This is a genomic window from Nakamurella antarctica (assembly GCF_003860405.1).
Classification (GTDB): Bacteria; Actinomycetota; Actinomycetes; order Mycobacteriales; family Nakamurellaceae; genus Nakamurella; species Nakamurella antarctica.
This window is the reverse complement of the sequence record NZ_CP034170.1, coordinates 682,645-695,436: the sequence shown is the minus strand read 5'-3', so window position 1 is coordinate 695,436 and position 12,792 is coordinate 682,645. Positions and strand designations below refer to the sequence as shown.

The 12,792-nt window shown below is 60.3% G+C and carries 10 protein-coding genes; 2 read left to right on the top strand and 8 right to left on the bottom strand.

Annotated features, from left to right (window positions below):
- Window positions 1-98 precede the first annotated feature (98 nt).
- The 4 genes from EH165_RS03020 to EH165_RS03005 all read right to left on the bottom strand — a co-directional run bounded on the left by EH165_RS03020 (window position 99) and on the right by EH165_RS03005 (window position 6,023).
- Window positions 99-1,442: a polysaccharide deacetylase family protein gene (locus EH165_RS03020; protein ID WP_239020674.1), complete on the bottom strand. Its 1,344-nt coding sequence runs from the start codon at window positions 1,440-1,442 to the stop codon at window positions 99-101.
- Between the two features lie 170 nt (window positions 1,443-1,612).
- Window positions 1,613-2,902 (bottom strand): polysaccharide deacetylase family protein, encoded by a 1,290-nt coding sequence (locus tag EH165_RS03015; protein ID WP_124797969.1) that lies wholly within the window; start codon window positions 2,900-2,902, stop codon window positions 1,613-1,615.
- 150 nt (window positions 2,903-3,052) lie between these two features.
- Window positions 3,053-4,402 carry a polysaccharide deacetylase family protein gene (locus EH165_RS03010; RefSeq protein ID WP_124797968.1) on the bottom strand — a complete coding sequence of 450 codons (1,350 nt, stop codon included), beginning with the start codon at window positions 4,400-4,402 and terminating at the stop codon, window positions 3,053-3,055.
- Between the two features lie 103 nt (window positions 4,403-4,505).
- Complete coding sequence (locus tag EH165_RS03005; RefSeq protein ID WP_124797967.1) at window positions 4,506-6,023, bottom strand: long-chain-fatty-acid--CoA ligase; 1,518 nt, start codon at window positions 6,021-6,023, stop codon at window positions 4,506-4,508.
- Window positions 6,024-6,324: 301 nt separating this feature from the next.
- Between EH165_RS03005 and EH165_RS03000 the strand changes: the two genes are divergently transcribed.
- Together EH165_RS03000 and EH165_RS02995 are read left to right on the top strand one after the other, a co-directional pair.
- Window positions 6,325-7,641 (top strand): citrate synthase, encoded by a 1,317-nt coding sequence (locus EH165_RS03000; protein ID WP_124797966.1) that lies wholly within the window; start codon window positions 6,325-6,327, stop codon window positions 7,639-7,641.
- Between the two features lie 249 nt (window positions 7,642-7,890).
- The gene (locus EH165_RS02995; RefSeq protein WP_124797965.1) at window positions 7,891-9,411 is read left to right on the top strand and encodes a cryptochrome/photolyase family protein; all 1,521 of its coding nucleotides are present in this window, start codon (window positions 7,891-7,893) and stop codon (window positions 9,409-9,411) included.
- Window positions 9,412-9,566: 155 nt separating this feature from the next.
- Here the strand turns inward: EH165_RS02995 and EH165_RS02990 are convergent, their stop codons facing one another.
- The 4 genes from EH165_RS02990 to pdxH form a co-directional block, all read right to left on the bottom strand.
- Window positions 9,567-10,472, bottom strand: a complete 906-nt coding sequence (locus EH165_RS02990; protein WP_124797964.1) for an aldose 1-epimerase family protein — start codon at window positions 10,470-10,472, stop codon at window positions 9,567-9,569.
- Window positions 10,472-11,044 (bottom strand): hypothetical protein, encoded by a 573-nt coding sequence (locus EH165_RS02985; protein ID WP_124797963.1) that lies wholly within the window; start codon window positions 11,042-11,044, stop codon window positions 10,472-10,474. The genes EH165_RS02990 and EH165_RS02985 overlap by 1 nt, the downstream gene beginning before the upstream one ends.
- A gap of 60 nt (window positions 11,045-11,104) precedes the next feature.
- Complete coding sequence (locus tag EH165_RS02980) at window positions 11,105-11,872, bottom strand: hypothetical protein (protein ID WP_124797962.1); 768 nt, start codon at window positions 11,870-11,872, stop codon at window positions 11,105-11,107.
- A gap of 120 nt (window positions 11,873-11,992) precedes the next feature.
- Window positions 11,993-12,691, bottom strand: coding sequence for a pyridoxamine 5'-phosphate oxidase (pdxH, locus tag EH165_RS02975; RefSeq protein WP_124797961.1), 699 nt, complete (start codon window positions 12,689-12,691; stop codon window positions 11,993-11,995).
- Window positions 12,692-12,792 lie beyond the last annotated feature (101 nt).

Sequence of the window (12,792 nt, the reverse complement as noted above, 5' to 3'; positions counted from 1 at the left end):
CCGCATGTCTCTAGCTTTCCACGAAAGCACTGCGTGCAGTTCCCAGCATTGCCGTGACGTACCGCAGAAGCCTAGGTACCCGAGCTAGCTGCGCCAGCTCAGGACGAGGCGGAGTCCGCGACTGGGCGTTGTTCCTGCAGCCCCGAGAGCACGTCCGGATCTTGGAGTTCCATCCACGCGATCACGTCTTGATAAGTGGCGCAGTAGGTCTCGGGCTGCCCGCACGCTTGCGTCATGAACTGCAGGGTCGCAGGGTTGAAGGAGTTGCCGTTCCAGTCGTTGAAGTGGTTCGCCACGATGATGGGTGCTCGGTTGCCCTCAAAGGCCCGCTGGTACATGTACTCATAGGTCGACAGGACCATGGGAGTGAGCTGCGCCGCCGAAGCCGGGTCGTCGGTGGCATCGTTGAACTTGTACCAAAAGTTGTAGTCCATCGCCTTCACCATGCCGTTGCCCCAGCCAGCGTCGACGTAGGCCTGAGAGTAGATGGTCGGAATCGGGAACTGCCAGATGCCGTCTCGCTGCTCAGGCCATGCCATGCCGCTAAACTCGTTTTCGCCCGAGGAGTCGTACGTCATGTTGTGCGCCTTCCAGGAAGGCGTCAGCTGGTCGAACTTGCCTGCAAGACAAGGGGTTCGGCCGCCCTTGATATCGGCACCGGTAAACGCGAGGGCAGGCGCATTGGGGATCTCGTTCATGCTTTGCCAGTTGGCAACGATGGAGTAGAACTGGTCGAGCTCGTCGTTCCACTCAGCCGTTGACCAGTTGGCTCCAAGACCGCAGAAATGACCGTTGTAGTGGCTGCCGACCTCGTTGCCGCCGAGGTAGAACGTGTTCAAATCGTCCACCCTGGTCAGAACCTCCGCCGTATTTCCACCGAACCCCACATCGGAGGACCCCGGGTCGGCCCCGGGCGCATGGTAAAGACCACCCTTGCTGTCCTCGAGTAAGTAAAGGCCCGTGAGGAATCCGACGAAGCGCGAATTTGTAGGCGCAGCGGCCGCCATAAAATCGACAAGTTTGGTGTGGCTGCCGACCCCGTCGAAAGAAAAGATGATGAACTGGGGGGCCTTATCGCCCGGCGCCAACTTTGTCATCGGGATGTTGGTGGCCTTGCGGGCACCTGCAACAGGAACAGCAGCCCCAGAAGGCTGCTCGGCGAGAGATTCATCGGCGGCCAGGGACACTGGGTCTGTAGAAAGATCCGACGCCGCAACAGCTTCTGGCTCGCGCGAACTCTGGGAGATGAGAATGCCTGTTGTCACAGCTAGCGCAAAGGCCACCGCAACGGCCAACCAACGACGGCCGCCGCCCACAGCGCTGCCGGCAGTGTTGCCACGCCCTGGCCTACCGAAGTAATCACCGGGCCGCGGTTCCGGATACGCACCCAGCTCGTAATCCTCATCCCGGTAATCGGTATCGCGGTTGCTGTCCCGGTTCATAACCCTCTTCGCTCCTGATCAAGCAGCGCCGCACATGCCCAGCGAGCGCCGAATCGGCAGGCGCTTCTCAGGTTCATGCAGGTGAAGCGCTCAGGTTTCAGGTTCTCACGGCTTTAACGTGCCAACGCAAAGGACGCGCCCAACGGGGGCCGCCAGTTCCCGATGTGCGGTCAGGGGGCCTGGTAGGCGACCGGGAACGAGTTCAGCAAGTCATCCAACACTGCGGGGTCCTGCATCTCCATCCACGCAATCACGTCGGTGTAGGTGGCACAGAAAGTATTGGCCAGCCCGCACTTTTCCGACATGAACTGCTTGGCAGCCGGGTTGAATGAGTTGCCGTTCCAATTGTTCAGGTGATTGGCCACCAAGATGGGCGCCCTGTTGCCGTTATAGGCCTCGCTGTACATGAAGTTGTAGGTATCAATGACCTTTTGCGTTAGCTCGGGCTGGGTTTGCGGTTCTTCCTTGGCACCGTTGAACTTGACCCAGAAGTTGTAGTCCATCGCGGTCACCTTGCCGCCGAATGCTGGTGAGTAGATATACGGCATGTAGAACTCCCAGATGCCATCAACGCGTTGCGGCCAGAAAATACCGTCGCGGGGGGCGGGGTCGGAGGAGTCGTACGTCATGTTGTTGTCTTTCCAGGACTGCACGACCTGGTTCCACGTGTGCTTTAAGCAGGGGGTACGCCCGCCCTTGACCTCGGAGGCCGGGATCACCAGATCAGGAGCATCCGGCAACCCGTTGATGGTCTTCCAGTTGGTGAAGTAGTCGAAGAACTGGCTCAACTCACCGTTCCACTGACCGGTCGACCAATTCTGGCCTAATTCGCAGAAATGCCCGTTGTAGTGGGTGCCCACCTCGTTACCGCGCTGGTAAAAGGTATTGAGATCCGTCACGCGCTTGATGACTTCGCTGGCGGGGCCACCGAAACCCACCTGTGAGCTGCCCTGGCTGGCGCCGGGGGCCGTGTAGGCATTGTTGTTATCGTCGGTCAACAAGTAAAGACCGGTCAGAAATCCGGTAAAGCGTGCGTCATTCGGGGCCGCGGCATCCATAAACTCGTTGAGTTTTTGGCTGCTGCCCACCCCATCGAAGCTAAAAATAATGAACTGCGGCGGCTTTTCGCCCGGCGCCAACTTCGTCATCGGAATGTTGGTGGGTTTGCGCGAGCCGTCAACCGGCGTGGCAGCGGAGGTCTCGGCCGATGCAATCGGCGTTGTCTCGGCGCTGGGAACAGGAACTGAGCTCACGGCCGCCTGGGTGGTGGCTGGCGGCTCTGACGACACCGTTTCTGTCGGCTTGTCGTAGATATTTGGTGTGGGAGTGACCATCACAGTCTCAGTCACGAGCGGGCCAGAGGCGGAATTATCAGTGGCCGTGTTGCGATAAATCAAAATTCCCGTGACCACAACCAAGGCCATCACCAACGCCAGGATGACCCATTTGGACTGCTTCATCTCTCTTAAATCCTTCGCTCGACGACACCGCAGCTATAGAAGGACCTCAGTTTCGCACGATTGTGGCCGCTATCGCCATTAAATGGAGAGAGCGGGCGCAATCGCGGGACGAGACGGTGTGGCGAATGTGGGCGCGCTGGCCCGATTCGCTCAGGGGCCAGCGGCCACGGGGGCCGCGTCTTGCAGCGACTTGAGTACCGCGGGATCCTGCAATTGCATCCAGGAGATGACATCGCCAAATGTGGCGCAGTACGTATCGGGCTGGCCGCATTTCTCAGACATGAATTGCAGGGCGGCGGGATTGAAGGAGTTGCCGTTCCAATTGTTGAAATGGTTAGCCACAATGACGGGAGCGCGGTTGCCATTATATGCCTGGTCGTACATGTAGCTATAAGTGTCAGCCACAATTTTGGTCATCTGGGGCTGGCTCGAAGGGTCGTTCACCGCATTGTTGAACTTGGCCCAAAAGTTATAATCCATCGCCTTTACGAGCGGGTTTTTCCAGCCCGGAACGTCGAAACCTGGTGAATACACGGTGGGGATGGGGAACTGCCAGATGCCGTCCTCCTGCTGCGGCCAGGCGATGCCGGTGAACTTATTTTCACCGGAGGAATCGTACGTCCACCCATGCTTCTTCCACGCCGGAGTCAGCTGGTCGAAGCGACCGGCCAGGCATGGCGTACGCCCCCCCTTGATTTCGCTGACGGGGATAGCAAGGTCCGGTGCATCGGGCAGGTTATCGAGCTTCTTCCAGTTCTGGAAGAAATCCATGGCCTGGTCAATTTCGTTGTTCCACTGATCGGTGGACCAGTTCGCACCCAGTTCGCAGAAGTGCCCGTTGTAATGGGTGCCCACCTCGTTGCCCAGCGCATAGAACTTGTTGAGGTCGTTGACCCGCTTGATAACTTCAGCCGCGTCGCCCCCGAATCCAGCAGCCGCCTTGCCCTTGGTGCCGCCGGGGGCGGTGTAGAGATCAGCTTTATCGTCGGTCAGGAGGTAGAGGTCCGTGAGGAAGCCATCCATTCGCGAGTTGGTGGGCGCAGCGGCATCCATGAAGGCGTTGATTTTCTCGGAACTACCTACTCCGTCAAAAGAGAAGATGATGAACTGCGGAGCCTTCTCCCCCGGCTTCAGTTTCGTCATCGGGATGTTCGTGGGTTTGCGCGATCCATCGGCCGGAACCTGACCGGGTGCCAGCGACGAGGGCGCTGCCGACACCTCGGGAGTGGCAGAGGAGGCGGGAGTGGCAGAGGGGCTCGCGGGCACCGGCGAGATGGACGTCCCGGGCACGCTCGTCGGAGCGTCCGGTGCCAGCGATTCGGTACCGTCCGCGCTCGGCTTGCCATAAAGTTCCGCGGTGGGCGTGACGACAACCGTCTCAGTGACCAGGTCACTGCCGGCTGCCGACGTGTCCGTGGAGCGGTTCTGATAAATCAGCACCCCCGTCACAGCCACTAAGGCCAGAACCAACCCCAACACCAACCACTTTGTGTGCTTCATCGGTAGCGAAACCCTCATCCTCTGCCCACCTTGGGCAAATACAGCTACAACTCCTACGCCGCAATAATGAGAGTTGTCTAGGTGCGCGGGCTCACGTCGGCCTTCACAGACCCTTGACGATCTCCCGTTTCAACACCTTCCCGCTCGGTCCGAGCGGAAAAGCGTCGACAAATTCGATGCGCCTAGGGTATTTGTATTTGGCCATATTGAGCTGGGACCAGGCAATCAAACTGGATTCGTCAAGGTCGCTGCCCTCTGCGCTGCGGACCACCACAGCGCAGATTTCCTCGCCGTACTCGGCATCAGGGACCGCTACTACCGCAACCTGGGCGACACCGGGATGGGTCAGCAGAATCTCCTCCACCTCGCGGGGATACACGTTGTAACCACCGCGCAGAATCAGGTCTTTCTTTCGGTCCACGATGGTGATGAAGCCGTCTTCGTCTTTCGTTCCGAGGTCGCCCGTGCGAAACCAACCGTCTACCTTGACAGCGGCTGTGGCCTCCGGGTTATTCAGATATCCGGCGAAAATATTGTGGCCCCGCACCACCACTTCGCCGATTTCCCCTTGTGGCATCAGTTCAATCCGGCCCTCGATTTCCGCTGCCGCAATATCGCAATCAACACCCCAAATGGCGCGCCCCACCGTGCCCGGCTTCCGGCCGAAGGCGGGTTGGTTAAACGTTGCCACCGGGGAGGTCTCGCTGAGGCCGTAGCCCTCGTAGATGTCGGCGCTAAAAACTTCGGCGAATTTGTCGATCACGGTCACCGGCAGGCTCGCACCACCGGACACAGCGGTGCGCAACACCGGACGCCTGTCGTCATTTCGCGCTGCCGCGAGCAGTCCGATGTACATGGTCGGGACACCCATGAAGACGTTAACCCCCGCGGTCATCATGGTGTCGAGGGCCGCGGCAGGCTCGAATCGCGGCAGCAATACCAGCGTCGCGCCAGCGTAGAAGCCGGCGTTCATTGCGCAGGTCTGACCGAACGAGTGGAAGAGCGGCAGGCACCCTAGGATCACGTCATCCGGCGCGAGCTGGATCACCGTCGATGCGCTAATCTGCGCATTCATCAGCATGTTGAGCTGTGTCAGCACGGCGCCCTTGGGCGCGCCGGTGGTACCGGAGGTATAGAGGATGACAGCTTCGTCCTCTGGTTCGCGAGCCACGTAACTGTCGATGGGGCCCGCGTCAGATGCCAGGATATCAAGCCGATCGACGCCTTCCCCGCCCATGACGGCCATCAGGTCGACCCCAGCCTGCTCTGCAGCTGGCGCGCCCTCAGCCAACAACGGCCCTGCTGCGATCAGCATCTTTGCGCCGGAATCACTGAGTACGTATGCCATTTCGCGCGCAATCAATAATGCGTGGATCGGAACCACGACCGCCCCCAGCGACAAAATCGCATAATAGGCGCGGGGGAAGTCCGGCACATTCGGCAGCAGTACCGCCACCCTGTCACCCGGCCTGATGCCTTTATCCCGCAAGACAGCCGCGTACCTGCGGGTCTGCAACCACAGGTCCTCGTAACTGGTGGTGTCCTGCCCCATCACGACAGCGGACCGTTTCGGGAAGCGCGCAGCCGATTCGGCAAGGATGCTGGCCAATGACAACCCCATGCGAAGCTCCTTTGATCTTGTGCTCTTCAGGTTCCGTGAGGTGCCCGAGAATATGGTCCACGTCACAGATTTCCACGGTACGTGACGACGCTGGCTCTGGCAGTCTTGGGCCTCCGATTGCAGACTGGGGGTGATTCGGGTCTCCCCCAGCCCCCTCTGGGCACTCCCACGGCGACAGGGAGAGCTACGGGCAAGTAACCTCGAGGCCAAGAGAATGCAGTTGCGCTCATCCGTGGCCGCTGGGCAACCCCCCGCGCCAGCCCGGTCAAGCGTGGGTCGTCCAACGAAAGGCTTGACGCATATGTCCGAGGTCAACGCAGCCCCCGAACAGCGCCCAGACGCTGCAACGCTCACCTACGGTTCCGAGGTGCTGCCGCTCAAGGTCGTGCCCGCCACCGAAGGGTCGTCAGGTGTCGAGATTTCGAAGTTACTGTCGACCACCGGCCTCATCACGTTGGACCCCGGTTTCACCAACACCGGATCGACGACGTCTGCCGTCACCTACATCGACGGCGACGCGGGCATATTGCGCTACCGCGGGTATCCGATCGAACAGCTCGCAGCCAAGTCCACTTTTTTGGAGACTAGCTACCTGCTGATCAAGGGTGAGTTGCCTTCCGCTACAGAATTAGAAGACTTCACACAACGCATCAGCCGACACACGATGCTGCACGAAGATCTCAAGCGTTTCTTCGACGGCTTCCCCCGCGATGCGCATCCCATGCCAGTGCTCTCTTCGGCAGTATCTGCCCTGTCTACCTTTTACCAAGATTCGCTGGATCCGTTTAACGAGGAGCAGGTGGAGCTTTCAACCATTCGGTTACTCGCAAAGGTCCCGACGATCGCTGCGTACGCGTACAAGAAGTCCGTTGGCCAACCGTTGCTCTACCCGGACAACAGCCGCGGCCTGGTGGAGAATTTCCTTCGACTCAGCTTTGGGTTTCCGGCCGAGGATTATGAAGCAGACCCGTTGATGGTGAAGGCGCTGGACCAGCTGCTGATCTTGCACGCCGACCACGAGCAAAACTGCTCAACGTCCACGGTGCGCCTCGTAGGTTCGTCACACGCTAATTTGTTCGCCTCGATCTCTGCTGGTATCCAGGCATTGTCGGGTCCGCTGCACGGTGGCGCGAACCAGCAGGTGTTGGAAATGCTGGCAACCATCAAGAGCTCCGACGGCAACATCAAATCCTTCGTCGACCGGGTCAAGAATAAGGAGCCGGGCGTCAAGCTGATGGGCTTCGGCCACCGGGTGTACAAAAACTACGATCCGCGGGCCACACTGGTAAAGGCAACGGCCGACGAGGTGTTGTCCAAGCTGGGCGGAAACGACGAGATGCTCGATTTAGCAAAGCAACTCGAGGAAATCGCGCTCTCGGACGACTACTTCATTTCACGTAAGCTCTACCCGAATGTCGACTTCTACACCGGGCTGATCTACCGCGCGATGGGCTTCCCTGATCGCATGTTTACCGCCCTGTTCACTATTGGCCGGTTGCCCGGCTGGATCGCCCAGTGGCAGGAAATGATCAAAGACCCGGCGACTAAAATTGGCCGACCTCGCCAGGTTTATACCGGTTCCACCGCGCGTGATTACACGGAGATCGACGGTCGCTGAGCCGGAAGATCTGGTGACTTACCGGAAACTGAATCGGGGCTAGATTGCAGATTGCCTTCGACCTCCGCTCAATGAGACGAGTCCCGGCCGAACCAAGGATTTCTGTGGCACGAGCTTCTTGGTGCCACTTCACAGGAGGAATTTCGCCAGCAAGAGTCCTCTTGAACGATGTCGCTGGCGCACCATGGGTGACCATTTTGCAGTGAATTAATTACCGATTCATTTTTACTGACGAGAAAGACGCGGCAGATGACAGAGAGCCCCCGCCGGATTCTGTGGTTTCGACGGGACCTGCGCATCAACGATCACCCAGCGTTGCTTGCTGCAGGCGAAAATCACGATGTTGTCGGCCTTTTCGTCCTCGATCCGACGCTACTGCGCGACGCCGGTGGCCCACGCACCGTGTTCCTGTTGCGGTGTCTTGCAGCTTTGGACGCGGCAATCGGCGGCAAACTCCTCGTTATCACTGGCGACCCGGTGGTGGTGGTTCCCGCCGTCGCCGCCGCGGTAGCTGCCGACGAGGTGCACATCAGCGCTGACTACATGCCGTACGGCCGCAAACGCGACGACCGCGTCCGCGATGCACTCGCCACCTCCGGCGTCGCCCTCGTGGCAACGGGATCCCCTTACGCCGTGGCCCCCGGGCGCGTTCGCAAGCCGGACGGTAGCAACTATTCGGTGTTCACCCCCTACTTCGGCGGCTGGACCGAACACGGTTACCGCGGCCCCGCCGGGTCGGGTTCTGGCATTGTCTGGGCTGATATCGATGGTGTCTTCGATCCGGCAGGCTTTCCTGACCGCGTCCTGCCCGCAGATCTGTTGGAGCACCAGCTTTCCGGTGTTCCAAACGCGAACTTAAGCACCGTCGCCGAACTTCCTGTGGCTGGCGAAGCAGCAGCAGCCGCGACGTGGAAGGAATTTCTCGCCGGGCCTATTACCGACTACCACGACGACCGCAACCGCCCCGATCATGAAGGCACCAGCCGGTTGTCGCCTTACCTCAAGTGGGGCTGCATCCATCCTCGGACCTTGCTGGCTGATGTCAAGGGCCTTCCAGGGACGGGACCTGCGTCCTACCGACGTGAAATCGCCTGGCGAGAGTTCTTCGCGGACTTGGTGTTTCATAAGCCCGAATCGCTGAAGTGGTCACTCAACCCCATCATCGACGATCTTCCCTGGGACACCGGCACCGTGGCAGATCAACATTTCGAGGCGTGGAAACAAGGACGAACCGGATTCCCCTATATCGACGCCGCGATGCGCCAACTGCTTACGCAGGGGTGGATGCATAACCGGCTCCGGATGTCCGTCGGATCGTTTCTCGTCAAAGATCTGCATTTGCGCTGGCAGTTGGGCGCCGCGCATTTCATGGATTACTTGGTGGACGGGGACATTGCCTCCAACAATCAGGGCTGGCTGTGGGTCGCTGGGGGCGGGCCGCAGGCGTCCCCATTCTTCCGGATCTTTCATCCCATAACCCAGGGACTGAAGTTCGACCCGGATGGTGATTACGTCCGCAAGTTCGTTCCAGAGCTCGCCGATATCCCCGGCGCCATGATCCACACCCCCTGGGACCTACCGGGGGGCCCGCCCAACGGCTATCCGATGCCAATCATCGACCACCAAGCCGAACGCGAGGAAACGCTGCGCCGCTGGGCGGCACGTCCGCCCAAACCGTTGTCGAGCCAGCAGGTTCAGCAGGCCGCAAAACACGCTGCCAGATTAGCGGCGAAGGAAGTAGCCGAACGGGCGACCGATCACCCTTCCTGATCCGTTTCCCCACTTCTCGCCTGCAAGCTCCACCTCGTAAGTGAAGTTCCATGTGAGTGAAGTTCCATGTGCTCGTGGAGCATCCAGCAAGACGTGGAGCACTAGCGCGCACGGCCGCAAGACGGGCGCTCGCTAGAGCACCCCACCAGGCTGGATCAGAAACCGAATGGGGCGAGCCCCCACGATGCCTCGAAGCTTGCCCCCGGCTCTAGCCAGAGCAGCCCGTTGCCCGAGTTGAAGGCATTGGCCGGGCAGGTCATCGGTTCTACCGCGACAGCGTGCCCACGTACAGGGAAATCGCGGGGAGTGAAGACCTGTATGTAGCCAAAGATTTTGTCTGCCCACAGCAGGATTCCGGAGCCGTCCGGCGCGCCCAACGTGACCTGTTGGCGGCCATCTACGGGGGTGAGGTCCGTGTAGGCAGTATCGAGATCTATCGAGGCAAGCGACTTCCCAGGCCGCAGATCCCACTCGGTCCCGCTGACCGGTTGCGCACCCAGCGGGACCTTCCGCTCGTTGAGCGGCAAGTAGCTGGCGGCATCGACCACCACCGTGAGATCAGCTGTGTCATACGCGCCCACCCTCAGGTAAGGATGGGCGCCCACCCCGAACGGCGCAGGAGCGGCCCCTTCGTTGCGTAGGCGGTGAGTAACCTGCAGGCCCTGATCACTGAGCGAGTAGGTCACGCTGGTATCCAACTGAAATGGATAGCCGTGCTGAGGGAAAACGTTGGCGTGCAGTGTTACCGATTCCGGGCTCTGTTCCACCGCCGTATATGCGGTGTTGCGAAGCAGCCCGTGGATGGCGCAGTTGTTGCCCACATCTGTGATGTCGAGCTGCAGCTTTTTCCCTTCGTGCAGCCACGCACCCGCTTCGATCCGGTTCGGCCACGGCACCAACACAATGCCGCAACCGTGGGGCGTCTGATCGTTTTCCGGCCACGTTTCGGTGAAATTGACTCCCGCGACAGAGAACTCGCGTAGCACGGCCGCGACGGCTCCCACCCGCGCACGGGCATCACCTCTGGTCAGGACAAACTGCGCTCCCGTGGCCGCGCCCATCAGCTGCCTTGGCCCGAGAAACGAGACAGCGCTCTCCCGAACTGCGTGAGTCGCTGCATTTGTCCCCTACCTCCGTCGGTCACCGATTTTGAGAAACGATATGTCTCAACGAACTGCACGGTCTTCGTTCCGGCTTCATCGGTGAGCTCGGTCAAAGACCGCTCCGGCGTTTGCGTCGCCAAGTACAACATCACTGCGTGAAGGGATCTCATGCCATTGGGCTCGACGCTGTATCGGGTCCGAAGTCCTTGATCCACAATGGCTGTCAGCGGAACAGTCCGCACAGATGATGTGAACATCAGCGAGCCAGGAGCCTCGTCGCTTTCTTCGTCATCCCCGTGCCAGAGGATCAAGCGCTGACCGTCAGTGAGCGCCACTTCCTGCCACAGCGACTCACCCCAGCTTCGGGTCGTCGCAACCCGCTCGCAGGTGAAAGCCTGGACATCGGCAAGGTTTATGACGCCCGCTATCGCGTCCAATGCAAGATCGGCGTCGCGCAGATACGCGCGCAAACCGTCTTCCACCCCCTGGTAGACCGCCCAATCTTCCGACATCGGAACTGGGTCACTCATGTCACAAACCTTCCGTGCCTGAAAGTGTCGCAGGCTGTCGTCCTGGAAACGCTATCGAGCTTAAGCAGTGGGGGTTTTCGACCAACGTTGGGCCGTCGTTCCCAGAACCAATGCAGTGGAGATGATGGGCATCACCGCCAAGAGCAGTACCCAGACCAACCAGGTGCTGGCAAAAGGCATCTTGCTGACGAGAATCGCCCACCACACCGACAGGGCCAGGGAAAGCCCCGCACCGCCGAGGAGTAGGGCGAATTTCTTGTTGTACGCAGCTACTCCGCCAGCGATCAGCAGCCCACCCGCAACCAGCGTGAGAACACCCATGATGAGCAACTGGGTGTCCTGCCAGTTGCGTGTTCTGTAGTCGAGGTTGCTTAAGGCGCTACCGCCGCTCACTGCGACGATTCCAGCAACGATGATGATTCCAGCCTGAACAAAAGCGAGCACCGCGGCGCCGTTGACCACACCTGGCTTCCTGGCCTCGGGCGGAAGGGGCGAATACTGCTGTCCGTAAGCAGCGTGCAAATACCCCGCCTGTTGATACCCGGGAGCATAACCGGGCTGGGCATACCCGGGCTGGGCATACCCGGGCTGGGCATACCCGGGCTGGGCATACCCGGGCTGGGCATAAGGGTGCTGCTCTGTCCCCGGTTGGGCAGATACCTGCTGAGGGTATCCGGTTGGTGAGTGGCCACCATGCGGTGAATTCCCCGCTGGCACTCCCATGTGGGGGTACCCCCGTTGCGGCCCTTCCCCACCCATGGTCGGGGAGGCCGCATCGGTATGCCCAATCTTCGGGTCCTGGGTGCCGCCGTTCCAGCCCTGCGTCATGGACAAACCTCCCTTAATCAGTTCGCCGTGTTTGTGACGGCCGCCAGCGCTGATTGTGCCCTAACCAGCCAGGCTCCGGCACCTGCAGCTCGCGAAGGGCCGCAGGTGCCGAGGTGCTAGTTAGGGCGCCAGCCTTTCGATCACCCAGCGTGCGGTGCCGTCCGTGTTTTGGCCGTTGAGACGATAGCGCAGCCTGTCGTGCATGCGGGAAAGTCTGCCTTGCCAGAACTCGACAGTCTCGGGCATCAGCCGCCATCCACCCCAATGTGGTGGGACAGGGATAGCGGGTGCGTCAACAGCATCCGGGCCGCCACCGAACCGAACTTCCAGCGCGGTTTGAAGATCGTCCAGTGCGCGCCTGGAACCAAGCACGGTGGACTGGGGGCTGGCCCACGCACCCAACTGCGATCCGCGCGGACGCGTCCGCCAGTAGGCAGCGGTGGTGGCTGCATCGACTTTGGTGACGAGACCTCGAAAGTGCACTTGGCGCTGTAGATCAATCCAGGGAAACGTCACCGCTGCCGCGGGATTGGACCGTAGATCCGCCGATTTCGTAGAGGTGTAATTCGTGTAGAACACCACGCCCGTGTGGTCGACGCCTTTGCACAAAACGGTCCGCGCCGACGGCGCACCATTAATGTCGACGGTGGCCAGCACCATCGCGTTGGGTTCCGTCAAACCGCCGGCGACGGCTTGGGATAGCCACAACTGGAATTGCACTAACCAGTCCTGCGCCAAGTCTTCCTCGGCCAATCCTGCGCCGGCGTAGCTGCGACGCATCCTCGCCAAGTCCACGCCATCATCATTCGGAGCGCTCATCCTCACTACCTTTCCTGTGATGCCTGCAGGCTCTGCTGGCATTCTTTGCGTAGGCAGCTAGCTTGCCCGAGTCAGCGCCGACGCCTCCGCAGGACGCTACG

Coding starts and splice junctions, on each gene's coding strand:
- EH165_RS03020 (WP_239020674.1), bottom strand. CDS start 1,442: ATGAACCGGGACAGCAACCGCGATACCGATTACCGGGATGAGGATTAC.
- EH165_RS03010 (WP_124797968.1), bottom strand. CDS start 4,402: ATGAAGCACACAAAGTGGTTGGTGTTGGGGTTGGTTCTGGCCTTAGTG.
- EH165_RS02980 (WP_124797962.1), bottom strand. CDS start 11,872: ATGACGCAGGGCTGGAACGGCGGCACCCAGGACCCGAAGATTGGGCAT.
- EH165_RS02990 (WP_124797964.1), bottom strand. CDS start 10,472: ATGGGCGCGGCCACGGGAGCGCAGTTTGTCCTGACCAGAGGTGATGCC.
- EH165_RS02985 (WP_124797963.1), bottom strand. CDS start 11,044: ATGAGTGACCCAGTTCCGATGTCGGAAGATTGGGCGGTCTACCAGGGG.
- EH165_RS03015 (WP_124797969.1), bottom strand. CDS start 2,902: ATGAAGCAGTCCAAATGGGTCATCCTGGCGTTGGTGATGGCCTTGGTT.
- EH165_RS02995 (WP_124797965.1), top strand. CDS start 7,891: ATGACAGAGAGCCCCCGCCGGATTCTGTGGTTTCGACGGGACCTGCGC.
- EH165_RS03000 (WP_124797966.1), top strand. CDS start 6,325: ATGTCCGAGGTCAACGCAGCCCCCGAACAGCGCCCAGACGCTGCAACG.
- pdxH (WP_124797961.1), bottom strand. CDS start 12,691: ATGAGCGCTCCGAATGATGATGGCGTGGACTTGGCGAGGATGCGTCGC.
- EH165_RS03005 (WP_124797967.1), bottom strand. CDS start 6,023: ATGGGGTTGTCATTGGCCAGCATCCTTGCCGAATCGGCTGCGCGCTTC.